This is a genomic window from Flavobacterium sp. W21_SRS_FM6 (assembly GCF_052119645.1).
Taxonomy (GTDB): domain Bacteria; phylum Pseudomonadota; class Gammaproteobacteria; order Enterobacterales; family Alteromonadaceae; genus Paraglaciecola.
On the sequence record NZ_JBGQOM010000008.1, the window covers coordinates 158,437 to 177,111 of the forward strand.

Consider the following 18,675-nt stretch of genomic DNA (forward strand, 5'->3'; position numbering starts at 1 on the left):
TTAAACGCCGAGATACTAAATAATAATGAAGTTCAGAAATTTATTGGTCGTGTTAAGCGCCACGTTTATGTTGTCAGCTTGTGCTGATTGGATTTTCCGTATTGATGTACCACAAGGTAATTTTTTAGACGACAAAGACGTTAAAAAATTACGCATTGATATGACTAAAGAACAGGTTATCTATGTATTAGGTAAACCTGTAGTTGAAGACTCGTTCAACCACGACACTTGGTACTATTTGTATCAAATGAAAAGAGGGATGAAAAAGCGTGGAGAGGACTTCCGTAAAGAACTTACCATTACCTTTGTTGATGATAAAGTCAATTCAGTAGTTGGGGACTTCGAGTTATCCGAAGATTTTAATACTCCACTAGATCAATAAGGTGTCGGCCTAGCCAGTTTGAGGCCCTTGGTTATCAAGCTGGCATTTTAGTTCATCACTGCCCTACCCCCTATTAAAAAGTACCTTAAATGTGTAGACGGAGTTCGGCGGCTTAACCATCTTAAACAGCAAGTACGTGGCTGGTGCAACATCGCAGCACTGGTTAACGAATTGCTTGTATGACAAGGCAATTATCGAATCAATTCATGGGCTTATTGTCATACAACTGCAAGCTTTTAATGGTTACAATGCTCTTTCTATAGCACACTACAAACACGCCTTAAATCATTAAACTAGAAGAAGATATTGAGCTACGAATGAAACAATCCCTTTTACTTATTTTACTCCTCTTAAGTGTTAGTGCCTGTGCTAACTCTCCTCAGCCAGAACAATCTGGCGTAGTTGTACAAGAAACCCATGCATTTAAGGATGTGGTAAAAACCATAAAGCAAAAAACCACTCGGTATAACAGTGATAATGTCTTAGTGGTCGTTGATATTGACAATACCCTATTGACCAGTGAAAGTGATTTGGGTGGCGATATTTGGTATCAATGGCAACGCGGTAGCTTAGCGGTAAAACCCCGTGAAGAGCAAAAAGTACAATGTTTGTTTGAAGACAGCATTAGTTTATTATACGAACTTAGTCCGATGGTGCTGACTGAATCTGCCTTACCTGCGATGATTAACGACTGGCAACAGCAAGGTATTACCGTATTTGCCTTAACCTCTCGCTCGCCTAAAACGCGCTCCGCAACTGAACGTGAATTGTCTCGTGCAGGCATTGATCTCAGTGTTACGGCATTGAGCCCAGTAGGCCAAGACGCGCCACTTCTACGAGAGTTTATCCCAAGAGAAATGACGTATATGCAAGGTATCATGATGACCTCTGGTATGAATAAAGGCGCAATGCTTGATTACCTACTAAGTAAAATGCAGCGACAGTTCAAAGCGATCGTGTTTGTCGACGATTCGCAAAAAAATATCGATAACTTATACGAAGCGTATAAGGGCAATGGCAGTATAGACATGACGATTTTTCACTACAACAAGGTAGAAGAAGACCGCATGAAAACAAATGGTGCAATACTGAGTCAAAATCAAGCTGATGAGATGGCCCACCAATGGGATACTTTAACAGCATTGATAAATTCAATTTATCCAAGCAGAAGCTCAGGTAGCTGTTTAAGCAGCAACTAACTCCCTTTCCTCTTCCCAATAAACCGGCCTAATTTTTAGCAGGCCGGTTAATTTTGTGGCATAATATGCGCCAAATTTTCTGCTGCTTTGTAAACATCGCGCAGTTAACGCACTTTCTCACTATCTAACCTTGGAATTATTACCTTGCTAAGCACCGCAAACATCACCATGCAATTTGGCGAAAAGCCACTATTTGAAAATGTATCCGTTAAATTTGGCAACAATAATCGTTATGGTTTAATTGGTGCCAATGGCAGTGGTAAATCCACCTTTATGAAAATTTTAGGCGGTGACTTAGAGCCTTCAGCAGGCAATGTGTCTACCGATCCGGGTGAACGTATTGGTAAGTTAAAACAAGATCAGTTCGCTTATGAGGAATATAGCGTTATTGATGCCGTTGTTATGGGTCACACTGAACTTTGGACGGTAAAAGCCGAAAGAGACGCGATATACGCTAATCCAGAGATGACCGAGGAAGATGGTATTCGTGTTGCTGAACTTGAGTCTGAGTTTGCCGAAATGGATGGTTATACGGCAGAAGCGAGAGCAGGTGAATTACTTATCGCAGTAGGTATTCCGGTAGAACAACATTATGGCTTAATGAGTGAAATAGCCCCAGGTTGGAAATTAAGGGTATTACTTGCTCAAGTGTTGTTTTCAGATCCTGACATCATGTTGTTAGATGAACCCACTAACAACTTGGACATTAATACGATCCGTTGGTTAGAGACCATATTGAACGAACGTAACTGCACCATGATCATCATTTCGCACGATCGACATTTCTTAAACTCAGTCTGCACGCATATGGCCGATTTAGATTACGGCGAGATCCGTTTGTTTGCTGGTAATTACGATGAATATATGACCGCGTCTACTCAAGCGCGCGAACGTTTATTGGCCGATAATGCGAAGAAAAAAGCTCAAATAGCCGAGTTACGCACCTTTGTTAGTCGCTTTTCTGCCAATGCGTCTAAGTCGAAACAAGCAACCAGTCGCGCTAAACAGATAGATAAAATAAAATTGGATGACGTTAAACCCTCTAGTCGTCAAAACCCTTTTATTCGGTTTGAAGAAAGTAAAAAGCTGCATCGTCAAGCGCTAGAAGTGACTGAATTATCAAAATCATTTGATGAGCAATTGTTTAAAAATCTAAATCTAATGGTAGAAGTTGGTGAGCGTGTCGCCGTGATCGGTGCTAACGGTGTAGGTAAAACCACTTTATTGAATTGTTTAATGTCAAAGGTTGTGCCATCCACTGGGGAAGTCAAATGGTCGGAAAATTCAAACATAGGCTATTATGCGCAGGATCATGCATCAGACTTTGAAAAAGACTTGTCTCTGGTTGAATGGATGTATCAATGGGCACAAGAAGGAGATGATGAACAGGTTATCAGAGGCACACTGGGGCGTTTATTATTTTCGCAAAGCGAAATCAATAAGTCTGTGAAGGTTATCTCTGGTGGTGAGCAAGGACGGATGCTTTTTGGCAAGCTTATGTTGCAAAAACCCAATATTTTAGTCATGGATGAACCTACTAACCACTTAGATATGGAATCTATTGAGTCACTTAACTTGGCCTTGGAAAACTACCCAGGCACCTTGATTTTTGTTAGTCACGATCGAGAGTTTGTATCGTCTCTCGCCACGCGTATTATCGAAATAACACCAAGTAAGGTCATTGATTTTAAAGGTGATTACGAGAGCTATTTAGCCAGCCAAGCCTAAATATTTTACTAGGATTAAATAGGCAATAAAAAACCGGAATTAATCCGGTTTCTTATTGCTTGGTATTCACAACGATTAATGAATCGTCAGTAACCAAGATACAAACGCTTTCGCCTCTTGGGTTGAAGTAAAAACATTCAACTTTTGACCAAATTGGTCAGCAAACGCCACTTTGTGTTTGTTAACAGATATTGCATGCACTGGGCACGCTACACGGATATCAGTACCGTGATAGGTAGTAAATGACATAATAAAACTCTATTTTACAGATAAGCCACTGTCTCGTATTAATCAATACAAACAAGGTTTATCAAAAACTAAAAAGAAGCTTCACTATAGTGTTGACGATAACGCTATTAAGGTTTTATCTGTATGAGCTACAAGGAAAAAGTATCCTGTTTTACGCTCACGAGCTCGCCGTACAATAATTCAGCTTTGTTATTTTTTTAATGTTGGTCGACTGGATCAGAGAAAGACAATACATTGAAGACTTGTTTGGTGAGAGGATAAACAAGTCGTAAGGAGTCTATGATGAATGGTGGTTATTAGCAAGCCTTATTAATGATAAAACTAAGTTATCTTGTTTAGCGTGTTATCATCGCCTTCCGTAGTTTACTGATCCACTAATCCTTATGCTCAAAATTGCAGTACTTGTCGATGTGCAAAATATTTACTACACCACTCGCGACGCTTTCGCCAAACAATTTAATTACCGAGAGTTTTGGCAGCAACTTAGTCAACGAGGAGAGATAGTTATCGCCAATGCTTACGCAATAGACAAAGGAGATATGCAACAAGGTAAGTTTCAAAATGCCTTGAAGCACATCGGTTTCAACGTAAAATTAAAACCCTTTATCCAACGTAGTGATGGCTCGGCGAAAGGAGATTGGGACGTAGGCATTACTATCGACGCCCTTGAGGCAGCAAAAGATATTGATTGTTTGGTTTTGCTCTCTGGTGATGGAGACTTTGATTTACTGCTCGCTACTTTAAAGCATAAACATCAATGCAGAACGGTGGTCTATGGCGTTCCCCAACTCACAGCAAACTCTTTAGTGAATGCTGCCGACGAGTTTATTAAAATCGACGACAGCCTGCTACTGTAGGTTTAAATAAACGTTGCGGCCAAGAATGCCAAGAAATAGGCAAGAAGGCCGTAACCAACAAATAAGCCCCAAGCGATCTTTTTACTGCCTGTTTCGCCTTTAATTGTCGCTACTGTAGCAACACACTGCAACGCTACGACGTAAAACAGCATCAGACCAATTCCAGCCCCTAAAGCCAAACCATCGCTTTGAATGTTTGCAGCCAGTCCAGCAATATTTTCATCCGCTCCTTCGATACCAAACAAAGTACCCAGTGCACCCACGAAAACTTCTCTGGCTAAAAACGAGACTAAAATAGCCACGCCATAACGCCAATCCAAACCCAAAGGCGTAAATATCGGATCAATCCAATGGCCTAGCATTGCCAAATACGAAGACTGTAAGTCACCGTTTTGCGGAAAATAGCCCAAAAACCAAATAACCACAGAAACCACAAAAATGACTGGCGCAGCTCGTTTAATGAACTGCTTAGCACTGGTTAATACGCGGTGAATAAGGGGTTTCCAGTGCGGTAATCGGTAAGTGGGCAATTCTAGAATAAAGGGCATTTCAGCCTGATCTGTATTCATGTCAGTGAGTTTATTAAGCAAAGTACTCACTAATAAGGCGGTTAAAATCCCGATGAAATACAAAATGAAAAACGTAATCCCCTGTAAGTTAAGTAAACCACCTAAGTATTGCGTTTCAGGGACCAGCACCGCTATTAATAGCGCATAAACTGGCAAACGAGCAGAACATGACATCAAAGGGATAGTCATCATGGTAATTAGGCGTTTGCGCGGTGATTCGATGGTTCTCGCGGCAAATATCGCAGGGATAGCGCATGCGTGGCCTGATAAGTAAGGAATAAAGCTTCTGCCAGATAAACCAAAAAAGCTTAGCGGTTTATGGCAAATTAACGCTGCACGAGCTAAGTAACCAGTATCCTCTAATAGGCCAATGACCAAGGTCAGTACCATAATTTGTGGCACAAAGACTAAAAATGATCCTACTCCGCCAAAGAGCGCATCAGTAACAAAATCATTAACAACCCCAGGCGGTAACACACTACTAGACAGTGCAGCTAACTGGCCAACGATGGCTTCAACACCATCCATTAAAGGACTTGCCCAAGTAAAAATACTCTGAAATAACAGGAACATAATGACTAAAAAGATTAAACCACCAAATACATTATTCAGCAAAAAGTCATCTATTTTGTTTTGTCTTTTCAGTACTACATCCGCTTTTATGCCATATTGCTGAGATAATTTTCGACTGATTTCCAATACGGGTTGGCTTGCCTCTTCTGTTTTTAGCGGGATGAAATCTTGCGGATGTTGAGCCGCATCGAGCAAGGCAAGTCTAAACTCATGTAAGCCAATTAAGGTTTTGGCCGAAAGAGCATGCACCTTACAACCTAAGTCTTGTGCGAGTTGTTCGGTATCAATATGATGGCCAAAACGAGAGACTTCATCGATCATATTTAAGGCAAATATAAGGCCTTTGTTATGTTGAAAGGCAAGATCTCTGACCTGCAAGCCAAACACCAAACTACGTTCTAAACGAGTAGCATCCAAGTTACATACAATCAACGAGGTGTCATCGCTATGCATCGCTTCATGCAACTTAGCAATAGCTAGCTCTTCATCGCGAGAAAGGCTTTGTAAAGAATAGGTACCAGGAAAATCAACTAGTTGATACTGATCAAACTTTCCACTTTTGAGCTCTACCGTTACGCCTGGGAAATTAGCTACTTTTTGACGCATTCCGGTTAATTGATTGAATAATAAGCTCTTGCCTGAGTTGGGTTTACCAACCAAGATGATATTTTTCATTAACTGCCTTAAAACCTGTGTTTAATTGCAATACTTAACGTATCAACACTGAGAAATTTGCTGTGGTATTACTGCGTCTTTCGTTTGAAAAAATAAAACGATGATATGTATTACGCAGCGGTGATATTGATGCGTGTGGCGATGCTTTGCTCCAAAGAATACACACAATCACCTAGTTGCAAAACCAAAGGGCCTTTTAGCGGGCTACGGCGTAAACATTGAATTAACTGCCCACTGGCAAACCCCATTTCGTTTAGGCGCTGCCCAATTGCAGGTACTAAAGTGGCATCAAGACTATCAATCATTGCTGATTGTTTATTTTTAATTTCCCAAAGCGTCATACAAGCACCTTAATAAAAGCTACAAATGCAAACAATTCGCATTTATACCATTAAAGGGGGTAAGAGTGCAATCAATGTGCTGCACTCCTGCACGTAAAGCGGACTTATTATTTTACGCGTAAATGATCGGCTACCAAAAATGCCATTTCTAACACTTGGTCGGCGTTCAATCGTGGGTCGCACTGGGTTTTATATGCTTGGGCTAAGTCATCATCACTGATTTGATATGCCCCACCTGTGCACTCAGTCACATGCTGTCCAGTCATTTCAAGATGAATACCTCCAGCATGAGTTCCTTCTGCTTTGTGTGCGGCAAAAAATTGCTGAATTTCACGCAAGATAGCATCAAAATTTCGCGTTTTAAAACCACTAGAAGCTTTAATAGTGTTACCGTGCATCGGATCAGAACTCCACACCACTTTGCGGCCTTCTTGTTTAACACGGCGTAACAATCGTGGGAGATTCTTCTCGAGATTATCTGCACCCATGCGGGTGATTAGCGTTAAACGCCCCGCAGTATTCTGTGGGTTAAGCGCGTCAATTAATTGAATTAATTCGTCATCGCCCATGCTTGGACCCACTTTGACCCCTATTGGGTTATGGATACCACGGAAGAATTCCAAATGCGCATGATCAAGTTGACGCGTACGTTCACCAATCCACAGCATGTGCGCCGAACAGTTGTACCAGTTGCCGCTTAGGGTGTCGATACGGGTTAAGGCTTGCTCGTAATTAAGCAATAGAGCTTCATGAGAAGTAAACAAAGACGTTTCATGCAAGGTTGGCGTATTGGTGGGATTGATCCCCATCACACTCATAAACTCTAGTGACTCTTGAATACGCTGGGCAATATCCTGATAGCGTTCTTTTAATGGATTGTTATCCACAAACGCCATATTCCAACGGTTCACCTCGTTTAAATCAGCTAAACCGCCTTGAGCAAAAGCGCGCAACAAGTTCAAGGTCGCAGCAGACTGATTATAGGCTTCTAACATTCTTTGTGGATCGGGTCGACGAGCCGCTTCTGTAAACTCAAAACTGTTAATAATATCGCCACGATAACTGGGTAAGGCTATGCCATCGATCGTTTCAAAGTCACCAGAGCGAGGCTTGGCATATTGGCCTGCCATACGCGCGACTTTAGTAACCGGACAACGGCCTGCAAAGGTCAAAACAATGGCCATTTGCAAGATAACCTTAAAGGTATCGCGAATTTTAGGCGCATTAAATTCATTAAACGACTCAGCGCAATCGCCACCTTGCAATAAAAATCCATTGCCCTCGGCTACTGCGCCTAGCTGCTTAAATAATTGGCGAGTTTCGGCGGCAAAGACTAAAGGTGGATAACTCTTTAACTTTTGTTCAACTGCGCTTAATTGTTGTTTATCTTCATACGTTGGTTGTTGCAAAATTGGCTTTGCACGCCAACTATCGGGTTGCCACTGGCTCACAATGTTTCCTTATTCGGTTTTCAATAATAATTAGCCTAAACATTTACAGTAAAAGGGCTGCATCAGACGTTAGAGGGTATGATAAACGAAAGCAATCAGAACATGCACTATTCTAGATAAGTTTGAAATATCTTATTGCCAGCTTCATCAATTGCAAATCGAATACAGCAGCTAAAGATGTGAGATAAATCATCATTACTAATACTCTGTAGAGACCCCATTGTTTTCACAATTTGTCCTTGTTGGAGCAACCATATTTTATTGGCATATTGCTGGCACAAATTTAAATCGTGGTGATTCACCACCACCGCACTACCTGAGTCACTTAGGCGAGCCAATAAGCTAAACAGTAAATGTTGATGCTTAAAATCCAAGCCCTGAGTCGGCTCGTCTAATAAAATAATTGCCTGCCCCTGTTTAATAGCGGGCCATACTTGAAGCAGTGTCCGAGCAATATGTACCCGCCTTGCTTCACCACCCGAGAGTTGATTAAGGGGTTTATGCATCAGGTTTGTTAATTCAAGGGCATTTTCCAAGTCGGCAGGTAAGTCATAGCACTCGCTAAAGAAGTACAACACTTCTGAGACTGTTAAAGCAAACGCACTACTTTGCTGCTGTTCTTGAAAACAGCGAAAGCTAGCCAGTTGCGGCAAGCTGTAATCGACAATGCTGAGACCATTTAACAGGACAAGGCCGCTATCCAGTTCCAGCAAACCTGCGATAGCACTTAGTAAAGACGATTTCCCCGCGCCATTAGTCCCAAGTACGTGTACAAAGTCGCCCTTATCAACATGGCCAGAAACCGCATTTAACCGCCCTGTTACGCTCAATTTGTCAAACTTTACCATGTTAGTGACGCTTCTTACCTAAACGTGCAACAGAATAGAGAAAAATGGGGCCGCCTAAACTAGCGGTAATCATCGATACCGGTAAACTAATCCCCATGAACCAACGCGTAGCGAGCTCTACCCATAACAATAAACATGCGCCCAAGATAGCGGAAGCTGGCAGGATGAAACGATTGTCATAACCAAAAAAATTCCGCAGTAAATGAGGCACTAATAACCCCACAAAGGCAATTGAACCTGCGAGCGACACTGCAGCTCCAACACTCAGCGCGCATACCAACAACATCTTGTTTTGAAATTTATGCACATCTAAGCCCGCCAACTGCGCGCTATTTTGACCAAAATAGTACCAATTTAACGCTCGCCCTTGCTTCATCAAGTACGCAATCAATCCCCCCAGTAAGGGGGCGGCGAAAAATAAAATAGGCCAATCAGCCTGATGCAGACTTCCCATCAACCAAAACGTTAAGTTTCGCATTGACTGGGCATCTGAAAAAAAGTGTAACCATGCAACTACTGCCCCGCTGATAGTCGATATCGCAATACCAGCCAAAATGACAGAGGCATGATTAGCGGCTAATCTGCGCGCAACGGAAAAAATTAAAATGGTAGAGATGATTGCGCCAATAAAACAACTAAGAGGAAGGAGATATTGAAGAATATTAGGCGCAAGCCCCCCACCCAATAATAAAAATAAAGCGGCACACAAACTGGCACCACTGGTAATACCGATAATACCGGGGTCAGCCAAAGGATTGTGCAGTAAAACTTGTAAACTGGCCGAACTAATCGATAACGCAGCGCCAACCAAACAAGCCGTGATAACCAAAGGCAAACGCAGTTTAATGATAATTTGTTGGTCTAATTCGTTTTGCCAAGGCGCACTCAAGCCATCAAATAGCACTAAAAGCACACTACACATTAGCACCAGCAAAAAACCACTTAAGTAGGTTTTATGCTTGTCTGTGTTTGTTTTAACGGACTGCAAATCGTGATGCTATCGAAATAAGTAAACCATCAGATGCCAACTCGATAAGGTCAAGTACATACTCAAATCCCCGCTTACCGCCATAATAGGGGTCTGGCACTTCTTCAACATCGGAGTCTGCGTATTGCATAAATAACACCACTTTATGCTGATATTCAGCCGGGCACATTTCTAATAAATGGCGAAGATTTTCTTTATCCATCGCAAGGATATATTCAAATTTTTCAAAGTCTTCAAGCACCACTTTGCGACTTTTTATGCCTTTAAAATTATAGCCACGCTCTTGTGCAACCGCCTTTGCTCGTTCGTCTGGGGTCACACCAATGTGATAGCCCATTGTTCCGGCAGAATCGATATCAATCCTGAGTTGGCTGTTTTTTATTTTTTCCTTAAACACCGCTTCTGCGGTTGGAGAGCGGCAAATGTTACCTAAACACACAAATAACACCGAGGTATCACTATTTGCCATATCAGCAACTCCCATACGTTATTAAATTGATTTCATTGTGTTTTACCATTGTATGGCTCGATTTGGCAAGCGCTAGACCGTACTTAAACCAAGCAAGACAAATTAAGCCGAGTGGCAGCTTCGCTTGGGTCACTTAATCGAGGCAGAGTAGCGATTAGGGGCGCACGCAACAAAAGCTTTAAGGATTCAATGTTTTCGTTTAAAAATGGCATATCAGGATCCAAAGTATTAGCAACCCAACCCACTATTTTTAAACCGTGTTGACGCACGCTATCCGCAGTTAGCATGGCATGATTTAAACACCCTAATCGCATACCTACCACCAAAATAACAGCGAGGTTTTGATTAGCCACAAAATCAGACAAAAATGTCGGATGACCTTGTTCGTTATTGCCAAGCGGTAAACGCCAGCCCCCCGCCCCTTCTACTATCAACACATCTGGCTCTTTGTGCAATAGACTTACAAATCCTTGTTTAATCCGGTCTAACGATAAGTCGATTGACTGCCCCTTACCCAATGCAATTTGCGCGGCTAAATGAGGTGCGATAGGTTCGGCTAGCGCAATTGGGTTAACCTCTGCGTAATCAAGTTCTAAGCTACTCGATTGCTGTAAAGCCAATGCGTCTTCATTTCTTAAGCCATCGGTAGTGGTTTCACAACCCGCAGCAATTGGTTTATAAGCGGCAGTTTTTAAATCGAGTTGATTGAAGGCCTGAAGCAAAGCCACTGAAAAAAAGGTTTTTCCTACTTCGGTATCGGTTCCGGTAATAAAATAAGCTCGGCTAGTGGCCGCTAATTGTCCCATTATTGTTCCTTACTATTTTTCACACTTTAGAAAGAGTATTTGATACGACAACGGTAATTGTTGTTCTGCGCCAAAATGCGAAAAATAAAAATGTTCAAGTGTATTAAATTTATGTCGATTGATTGCTGGGTTCTGGCTTTGCTTATCGCTGGTATTCAATAAAATGTTGGCGCCTACCCCTTTAATGGAGGCAAGTAGATGACGAATATCAGGGTGCCATGATTGATAGCACTGCTTTTTAATATCTACTTTTAAGCCACTTTTAAGCGCCGCTTGTACCCATGTGTCAGTGGGATAAAATTCATTTATATGGCGTTGCGAATCTACATATTGCCAGCTTTGACTCAATTCGCTAAACGAACCGGCTGTCATTAGCGCTATCACAGCATGTCCCGTTGGCACTAATACGCGATGTATTTCACTCAAGACTTGCTCTGGGTGTGCACACCATTGCAGGGCCATGGACGAAAATATCGTATCAACCGAACAAGTCTGCAAGGGCAGTTGCTCAGCGTCACCTTGTAACCACAAGATCGGCGCCTCAGACGGTTCCATTGTCTGAAAAGACGCGTGGCGTAACATGCCAAACGCTAAATCCATTGCCAGTAGCTGCTGACTTTGCTGGCGTAACGCTTGGGTAATTCGCCCCGTGCCACAGCCTATGTCTAATAAACAATGGCTATGTTCAGGCAGCATGGCCTTTGCATCAAGGGCAATATCAAGTTGCACCTTGGCTAGTTTATCGTATGTTACTGCTGCGCGACTAAACTGCTTAGCGATACGTGCTTTATTGTGATTTACGAGAATTGATTGCGACATGATTCTTTATTTGGGTGTTTGACTAATAGCAATCTGCAAAGCATCAACTAAAGCAGAAATATCTTGCTCTTCGTGCATAGCGCTCAAGGTAACGCGCAGTCTGTCGGTTCCTTTCGGTACGGTAGGATAACGAATTGCCGTAGCCCAGATACCAAGCTGCTTTAATTTTTCGCTAATACTTAATGCTCGCTCAGCATTGCCCACTATGACGGGTTGAATAGCCGTATCAGATGCCATAAGAGGAATATTAGCTTTATCTGCTAAGTGTTTAAATTGGGCAATACGGGTTTGCAATAATCGGCGTTTTTGTGGATTTTCATTGGCTTTAATACTGCTTAGCGTTGCATGAGCCTGAGCGGCGGGCATTGACGTACTGTAGATATAATGCCTGCCAAAATTAATTAGATAATCAATCAGTTGCTCGCTACCGGCAACAAAAGCACCGGCGGTACCAATCGCCTTTCCAAAGGTGGCCATCAATACCGGTACTTGATTTTGACTTAGGTTGTGCTGTTCAACCACTCCAAGGCCGCTATTACCTAAAACCCCAAAACCATGGGCATCATCGACCATTAACCATGCGTTATGATCTTGTGCAATGTGCGCCAATTCAGCGACGGGCGCTTGATCACCGTCCATGCTAAACACCCCTTCAGTTGCAATTAGGATGTTAGATGAAGCAGAAGCTCGCGCCATAATATCGTTTAAATGGTGAGTGTCGTTGTGCTTAAAACGTTTAAAAGTGGCTTGGCAGCTTTGCGCACCGTCGACAAAAGAGGCATGAATAAGTTTGTCCGCAATAATTAAATCTGCACCACAGTTATTATTGCGGGCAAACAATGCTTGGCAAATGGCTTGATTGGCGGCAAAGCCTGAATTAAACAACAAGACCCTATCGCGTTTTAACGCTTTTGCTAAATGCGCTTCAAGCTCGAGATGCGCTTGAGTAAAGCCCGTCACTAAAGGTGATGCGCCGCTACCGCTACCGTATTCACTTAAACCATCAACCCACGCTTGGGCCACGGTTTGTGACGAAGCAAAGCCTAAATAATCATTACTCGAAAAATTTAAAAAATGTTGCCCATCGACCTCAATTAAAGGGCCAACACCGGGGGATAAGCTGTGACGTTTGCGCCACAGCTTATCCTGTTTTCGCGCGAGCAATGCCTCGACTATAAACTCAAAAGCCATTAAGAATTTTGAACGGCAGTCGAAACTTGCGTAGCATCATAAAACAGTTCTACTTGGTCCTTTTGCTTAATTTCATCGAGTAAAGCCGCTTGGTAAGCTTCATCCGAGTACTCTCGGGATTGCGCAGAATTGATACCTAGCTTTTTAAATAACATCACGTCTTCATGGGTTTCAGGATTAGAAGTGGTTAACAATTTACAGCCATAAAAAATAGAATTCGCACCTGCCATAAAGCACAATGCCTGCATTTGCTCATTCATAGCCTCACGACCTGCCGACAAACGGACATAAGACTTAGGCATCATAATCCGCGCAATGGCAATAGTACGAATAAACTCAAAGCTGTCTAAATCGTCGACTTTTTCCAGCGGTGTCCCCTTCACTTTAACTAACATATTAATTGGCACGCTCTCAGGGTGATGTTCTAAATTAGCGAGTTGTACTAATAAACTCGAACGATCAGAAGCACTTTCGCCCATGCCGACTATCCCACCTGAACAGACATTCATACCCGCAGCTCGAACATTAGTCAGAGTATCTAAGCGGTCTTGATAGGTACGAGTAGTGATAATGTCACCATAAAATTCGGGAGAAGTATCAAGGTTATGATTGTAATAATCTAAGCCAGATTGTTGCAAGGCAATGGCTTGCTCACGAGTTAACATACCCAAGGTCATGCAGGTTTCCATGCCTAACTTTTTCACTTCCTTGACCATGGCCGTTACATAGGGCATATCTTTTTCTTTGGGATTACGCCACGCTGCGCCCATGCAAAAACGCGTTGAACCAGCTTGTTTTGCCTCTTTCGCCCGTTGGATAACTTTTTCAATCTCCATTAAACGCTCTTTTTCCAAACCAGTGTCATACCGCGCACTTTGAGGGCAATATTTACAATCTTCTGGGCAAGCGCCTGTTTTAATAGACAGCAAAGTGCTGACTTGCACTTTATTAGGGTCGAAATATTGACGATGAATGGTTTGCGCTTGAAATAATAAATCGTTAAACGCCATGGTAAATAATGCATTAACTTCATCTACCGTCCAATCATGACGTATCGAGGTTGAAAGATCAGATGTGGTATTAGGTTGAACAGCAGATGGGGTCATGAGGGAGCCTTTAGTGAGAGCAATCTTTACTTAATTATCTTGCGCGCTTAGTCTATGTAGCAACGACATATTGTCAACTAATAATCAAATTCAAACTTTACATGTGAGCATAATTTGAACAAGTTTTCTGAAAATCTGCACTTTGACCAAAATCATATCTGGCATCCGTATACTTCAGCACTCAATCCCCTTCCCTGTTACCAAGTGGTCGGCGCACAAGGGGTAGAAATTGAGTTAGCGTCTGGTGAAAAACTAGTGGATGGTGTCGCGTCTTGGTGGACTGCAATACACGGCTACAATCACCCTGTGCTGAATGAAGCTATTAATAAGCAAGTCAGTCAATTTTCACATGTTATGTTTGGTGGCTTGACCCATCAGCCTGCGATTGATTTATGTAAAACCTTACTGGAAATCGTGCCAAAAGGTCTCAACCGAGTATTTTTGGCTGACTCCGGCTCTGTATCGGTGGAAGTGGCGATGAAAATGGCGCTGCAATATTGGGTGTGCCAAGGTAATGGCGCTAAACACCGCTTCATAACGCCGCGTTATGGCTACCATGGCGATACTTTTGCCGCCATGTCAGTGTGCGATCCTGTTAACGGCATGCATAATTTGTTTAGCCATTCACTTAATCAACAAATCTTTGCCCCTGCCCCGCAAACCCGTTTCGACAAACCTTGGAACGAAGATGATATCCAGCCTCTGCAGGAACTATTTGAGCGTCACCACCATGAATTGGCGGCGTTAGTGATCGAGCCCATTGTGCAAAATGCAGGGGGCATGCGCATTTACCATCCCGAATATTTAAAGCGCTGTCGACAGCTGTGTGATGACTACAACGTTTTGCTTATATGTGATGAGATTGCGACTGGTTTTGGCCGTACAGGTAAACTGTTTGCTTGCGAACATGCAGACATCAGTCCAGATATCTTGTGTTTAGGCAAAGCCCTAACGGGTGGTTATTTGACGCTTGCCGCAACCCTGTGTACAGAAGATGTCGCACAGGGTGTCTGTCAAGGTGAGCCCGGAGTGTTTATGCATGGACCAACCTTTATGGGTAATGCCCTGGCATGCTCGGTGGCTAATGCCAGTTTAGATTTGTTACTCAAAGGTGATTGGCAAAGGCAAGTGGCCCAGATAGAACATCAGTTACATGAAGAACTCGGAGTTTGTAAACCATTAAACAGTGTGCTGGATGTGAGGGTACTCGGTGCAATTGGTGTTGTGGAATGCAAAAATCCAGTGAATGTTGCTGAAATACAGAAGAAGTTTGTAGCCCAAGGTGTATGGATCCGCCCTTTTGGTAAACTGATTTATATCATGCCACCTTACATCATCAGCCCAGCTCAATTGAGTAAACTCACCAAGGCGATATATTCGGTACTCGTTTAATTATTTGCTTTCCATTTCTACCCATTAATAAAGTTGAACCAGATGCAACTTTATTAATGGAAGGTTGTTGGCGGTACATTGCCCAGTTGCTTAACTTGAGCGGCCAATAAAACACTGGCAGGGTCTTTGGGACATTGTTGGATAAAATATTGATAGTCGGCAATAGCGACTTGTGGACAATCGAGTTGATGCAGTAAAAATCCTCTGTCTCTTCGCTCATAAGGATCATTCGGACAAAGATGAACCAGTAAATTAACCGCAGTCAACGCATACGAGTATTGCTGATTGTTAATAAAGCTGGCTTTTAGATTGTGCAATAAGCGCACTACAATCTCTTCGCAACTGGCAGCAAAGAGCGCCTCAGGTGGCATTTTTTCTTGTTCAATTTCACCGATAATATTGAAATAGAGTTGCTCGATATCGGTTTTAGTTAAGGTGTTGCCATTAGCAGGATCGAGATAAATAAGCTCCTGGTCTGCCACTTCGATACTGAGTAAAAAATGCCCAGGAAAATTGACGCCGTGCACGTCAAACTCTAGCTGCTGCGCCAATTCACGAAAGATAATCGCTAAACTAATAGGAATACCCGTGCGAAATTCCATCACCTTATCGAGCATACTGTATTGCTTAGCAAAATATTGTTTTTCATCCACACTGAATGCCAGTTCTAGATAAAAAAACTGAATCAACTTTTCAAGTTTTAACGCCTTAGAGCTCACCATTGCTAAGTGAGACTTAGCTTGATTGACCCACTGAGCAAGTTGCTCTTCGTACAGGGCTAAACTGTCATTAGAAGACTGAAAATACTGCGCTAATAACAAGCTCGCTTTGAAACACTCTTGATTAGCGATACGTTGTTTTAATTCCTGCAAAACATTTCCCTGATAAATGGATAACTTCAATCTTGTATCGGGTCTTAACCAGTATTCTTGATATCTACTTCACAGTATTTATCGACTAACCGAATAAATACGCTTGTTTGGTAACCGCTACCATTCCAGCAAAAGCCAACCAACTTATAGCGCCAACCAGCCCAATAAAACGCATTAGATTGGTTTTAGCCAGCTTCAAAGCAAATAACACCATGAATATATACATCACAAAAGCCAACAATTTTTCAGTGACCCAGCCATTAACGAAGGGATATTGTTGAAGCATCACACACAAGGCAACAGCAGTAATAATCCAAATTGTATCAATAATATGTGGCGCTATTTTGAGGGCTTTTTTATTCAGCAAGTTTGAGCCTCTAATGGTTAATACAAAGCGGCTTAAAAAAAGCAGAACGCTAACAAGCATTATCGTTAAATGCAGGTGTTTTGTTATTTCATACATGGTTATTGACTCTTTAATTGAAAATAGTAAAAACGACGTTACTGATTGCAAGGCCGTAGTAATGTTGTCTGCTTACGTTCTTTAAACGTGTTATTCAACCAATGGATCGGGGTTGTCCGCAATGATTTGTTCTATAGCATCGATGTTCTCGAGTAAAACATCAACCAAGCTAGGATCAAACTGCAAACCTTTTTGTTGTTTAATGTTTTCAACCACTTTTTCTAGAGGCCAAGCTTCTTTGTAATTTCGACTGTGTCGCAAGGCATCATAGGCATCAACTAGCGCGGTGATCCTGCAGAAAATATGGATTTCTTCTCCATACTTCCCCCGTGGATATCCCTTCCCATTCCAATATTCATGATGATCACGGGCAATTAATGCGGCCGTTCGAATAAGTGGGCGTTTTGAATTTTTTAACACCAAATAACCAAATTCAGCGTGATTTTGCACCACCTTTCGCTCTGAATCGCTTAATTTATCTGCTTTGTTAAGAATCACCTCTGGTATTTTAAATTTACCAATATCATGCAGCGGTACTGCTAAACCCAACATCTTAATTTCATCTTCCGATAGACCAATCTTGCTGCCCAGCAACTCACACATTTTAACCACTCGTAAAATATGTTTGCCTTCCCCAAAATGGTACTCTAAGGCTTGACCAATACGTTCGATAATTTCACGTTGCGTGTCTTCAATGTCTTTATTAAGTAAAACGTTATCAAACGCGATTTGAACATTTTGTGCAAAAATCTCCACTAAGCGTTTGTCAATTTTTGTCAGTTTTCGGGGTAGACCAGACATATACAATAACGAGCCCCGCATGGATTTGCTTTTACAATATGCAACTAGGTACTCATCTTCGTATACTAAGGATTTATTTTGCAGGGCTTTTTGGCATGATTCTAACTGCTTGCCCGAGATAACTTCTTCTAAACGTTCGCCTTCACGATGCTGATATTCCCCCTTGCCAGTAAAAACAAACAGTTGGGAAGAATCGATATTTTCGATGGGCCTTGGGCATGCAACGGCAGAGGTAAGATAGGCGCAGTCTTTGCTTCCACCTAAAAGAGAAGCAAGTTGTTGCACAATACCATCAATAAAATGCTCTAAAGAATGAATGCTAAACAAGTCTGCGGATGCGGATATTATTTTTTCTAGACCAATACGGTTTTCTTCAATAACGGTGATATCACGATAAGAACGTAGCGCCGCAATAACCACGGTAAAAAGCTTTTGTGCGGTTAATTCTGTTTTAGATTTGTAGTCGTTGATATCGTAATTGATAATGACATCACGCTCTGGCGCTTGGCCGGGTTGACCGGTTCGTAAAATGATCCGTGTAAAATTATTCATCGCTTCGTTGCGAACAAAATCTGCAACTTTCAAGCCTGCATCGTCAGTTTCCATCACAACATCGAGCAACACAACTGCAATATCATTGTGCTCTAAAAAAAGTTGTTTGGCCTGTTTACCGTTATAGGCACTAATGAATTCGAGCCTTTTTTCTTGAAAAACAAAATCACTTAAGGCCAATTTTGTTACCGCATGCACCTCAGGCTCATCATCAACTATCAGTACTTTCCATGTTCCATGATCTTCGCCAATTTCTTCTTCAATATCTTCAGCAAACAATATTTCATCAGACATCTATCTGTTCCCGTTTTTATGCAAAGGCTGCTTTTTAACGTTTAAGCATT

19 protein-coding genes are annotated in these 18,675 nt (G+C 42.1%); 5 read left to right on the plus strand and 14 right to left on the minus strand.

Annotated features, from left to right (window positions below):
• Nucleotides 1–25: 25 nt before the first annotated feature.
• The 3 genes from ACEN2L_RS14560 (at nucleotide 26) to ACEN2L_RS14570 (ending at nucleotide 3,309) form a co-directional block, all read left to right on the plus strand.
• Nucleotides 26–382 carry an outer membrane protein assembly factor BamE gene (locus ACEN2L_RS14560; protein WP_306022016.1) on the plus strand — a complete coding sequence of 119 codons (357 nt, stop codon included), beginning with the start codon at nucleotides 26–28 and terminating at the stop codon, nucleotides 380–382.
• 317 nt (nucleotides 383–699) lie between these two features.
• A complete protein-coding gene (locus ACEN2L_RS14565) occupies nucleotides 700–1,581 on the plus strand; it encodes a DUF2608 domain-containing protein (RefSeq protein WP_441744733.1) in 882 nt (293 codons plus the stop codon).
• Nucleotides 1,582–1,725: 144 nt separating this feature from the next.
• Complete coding sequence (locus tag ACEN2L_RS14570) at nucleotides 1,726–3,309, plus strand: ABC-F family ATPase (protein WP_441744735.1); 1,584 nt, start codon at nucleotides 1,726–1,728, stop codon at nucleotides 3,307–3,309.
• 75 nt (nucleotides 3,310–3,384) lie between these two features.
• On the opposite strand, the gene ACEN2L_RS14575 is transcribed toward ACEN2L_RS14570, so the two are convergent.
• A complete protein-coding gene (locus tag ACEN2L_RS14575; RefSeq protein WP_306022019.1) occupies nucleotides 3,385–3,558 on the minus strand; it encodes a hypothetical protein in 174 nt (57 codons plus the stop codon).
• 383 nt (nucleotides 3,559–3,941) lie between these two features.
• On the opposite strand from ACEN2L_RS14575, the gene ACEN2L_RS14580 reads away from it, so the two are divergent.
• The gene (locus ACEN2L_RS14580; protein ID WP_306022020.1) at nucleotides 3,942–4,415 is read left to right on the plus strand and encodes an NYN domain-containing protein; all 474 of its coding nucleotides are present in this window, start codon (nucleotides 3,942–3,944) and stop codon (nucleotides 4,413–4,415) included.
• 2 nt (nucleotides 4,416–4,417) lie between these two features.
• On the opposite strand, the gene feoB is transcribed toward ACEN2L_RS14580, so the two are convergent.
• From feoB to bioB, 10 genes are all read right to left on the minus strand, one after another.
• Nucleotides 4,418–6,232 (minus strand): ferrous iron transporter B, encoded by a 1,815-nt coding sequence (feoB, locus tag ACEN2L_RS14585; protein WP_441744737.1) that lies wholly within the window; start codon nucleotides 6,230–6,232, stop codon nucleotides 4,418–4,420.
• A 110-nt stretch (nucleotides 6,233–6,342) separates the two neighbouring features.
• Nucleotides 6,343–6,573, minus strand: a complete 231-nt coding sequence (locus tag ACEN2L_RS14590; RefSeq protein ID WP_306022022.1) for a FeoA family protein — start codon at nucleotides 6,571–6,573, stop codon at nucleotides 6,343–6,345.
• A gap of 107 nt (nucleotides 6,574–6,680) precedes the next feature.
• On the minus strand, nucleotides 6,681–8,024 hold the full coding sequence (locus tag ACEN2L_RS14595; protein WP_306022023.1) for a class II 3-deoxy-7-phosphoheptulonate synthase: 1,344 nt from the start codon (nucleotides 8,022–8,024) through the stop codon (nucleotides 6,681–6,683).
• A gap of 107 nt (nucleotides 8,025–8,131) precedes the next feature.
• Entirely contained in the window at nucleotides 8,132–8,872 is a 741-nt protein-coding gene (locus ACEN2L_RS14600) for an ATP-binding cassette domain-containing protein (RefSeq protein WP_441744740.1), read from the minus strand.
• Nucleotide 8,873: 1 nt separating this feature from the next.
• Nucleotides 8,874–9,794 carry a FecCD family ABC transporter permease gene (locus tag ACEN2L_RS14605; protein ID WP_441744742.1) on the minus strand — a complete coding sequence of 307 codons (921 nt, stop codon included), beginning with the start codon at nucleotides 9,792–9,794 and terminating at the stop codon, nucleotides 8,874–8,876.
• A gap of 52 nt (nucleotides 9,795–9,846) precedes the next feature.
• Nucleotides 9,847–10,329, minus strand: coding sequence for a low molecular weight protein-tyrosine-phosphatase (locus ACEN2L_RS14610; protein WP_306022026.1), 483 nt, complete (start codon nucleotides 10,327–10,329; stop codon nucleotides 9,847–9,849).
• Nucleotides 10,330–10,412: 83 nt separating this feature from the next.
• The gene (gene bioD, locus ACEN2L_RS14615) at nucleotides 10,413–11,135 is read right to left on the minus strand and encodes a dethiobiotin synthase (protein ID WP_441744743.1); all 723 of its coding nucleotides are present in this window, start codon (nucleotides 11,133–11,135) and stop codon (nucleotides 10,413–10,415) included.
• A gap of 12 nt (nucleotides 11,136–11,147) precedes the next feature.
• Nucleotides 11,148–11,954: a methyltransferase domain-containing protein gene (locus ACEN2L_RS14620; RefSeq protein ID WP_441744745.1), complete on the minus strand. Its 807-nt coding sequence runs from the start codon at nucleotides 11,952–11,954 to the stop codon at nucleotides 11,148–11,150.
• A 6-nt stretch (nucleotides 11,955–11,960) separates the two neighbouring features.
• Nucleotides 11,961–13,145: an 8-amino-7-oxononanoate synthase gene (gene bioF / locus ACEN2L_RS14625; RefSeq protein ID WP_441744747.1), complete on the minus strand. Its 1,185-nt coding sequence runs from the start codon at nucleotides 13,143–13,145 to the stop codon at nucleotides 11,961–11,963.
• Entirely contained in the window at nucleotides 13,145–14,251 is a 1,107-nt protein-coding gene (gene bioB / locus ACEN2L_RS14630) for a biotin synthase BioB (protein ID WP_306022030.1), read from the minus strand. Before bioB ends, bioF begins: the two co-directional genes overlap by 1 nt.
• Nucleotides 14,252–14,365: 114 nt before the next feature.
• Here bioB and bioA point away from each other — a divergent pair, with 114 nt between their 5' ends.
• Nucleotides 14,366–15,643, plus strand: coding sequence for an adenosylmethionine--8-amino-7-oxononanoate transaminase (gene bioA / locus ACEN2L_RS14635; RefSeq protein WP_441744749.1), 1,278 nt, complete (start codon nucleotides 14,366–14,368; stop codon nucleotides 15,641–15,643).
• Between the two features lie 53 nt (nucleotides 15,644–15,696).
• Here bioA and ACEN2L_RS14640 read toward each other — a convergent pair whose 3' ends face one another.
• From ACEN2L_RS14640 to ACEN2L_RS14650, 3 genes are all read right to left on the minus strand, one after another.
• Nucleotides 15,697–16,515 carry a SirB1 family protein gene (locus ACEN2L_RS14640; RefSeq protein ID WP_441744751.1) on the minus strand — a complete coding sequence of 273 codons (819 nt, stop codon included), beginning with the start codon at nucleotides 16,513–16,515 and terminating at the stop codon, nucleotides 15,697–15,699.
• A gap of 85 nt (nucleotides 16,516–16,600) precedes the next feature.
• Nucleotides 16,601–16,978 (minus strand): SirB2 family protein, encoded by a 378-nt coding sequence (locus tag ACEN2L_RS14645; protein ID WP_441744753.1) that lies wholly within the window; start codon nucleotides 16,976–16,978, stop codon nucleotides 16,601–16,603.
• 90 nt (nucleotides 16,979–17,068) lie between these two features.
• A complete protein-coding gene (locus ACEN2L_RS14650) occupies nucleotides 17,069–18,625 on the minus strand; it encodes a DUF3369 domain-containing protein (protein ID WP_441744755.1) in 1,557 nt (518 codons plus the stop codon).
• Between the last annotated feature and the right edge of the window lie 50 nt (nucleotides 18,626–18,675).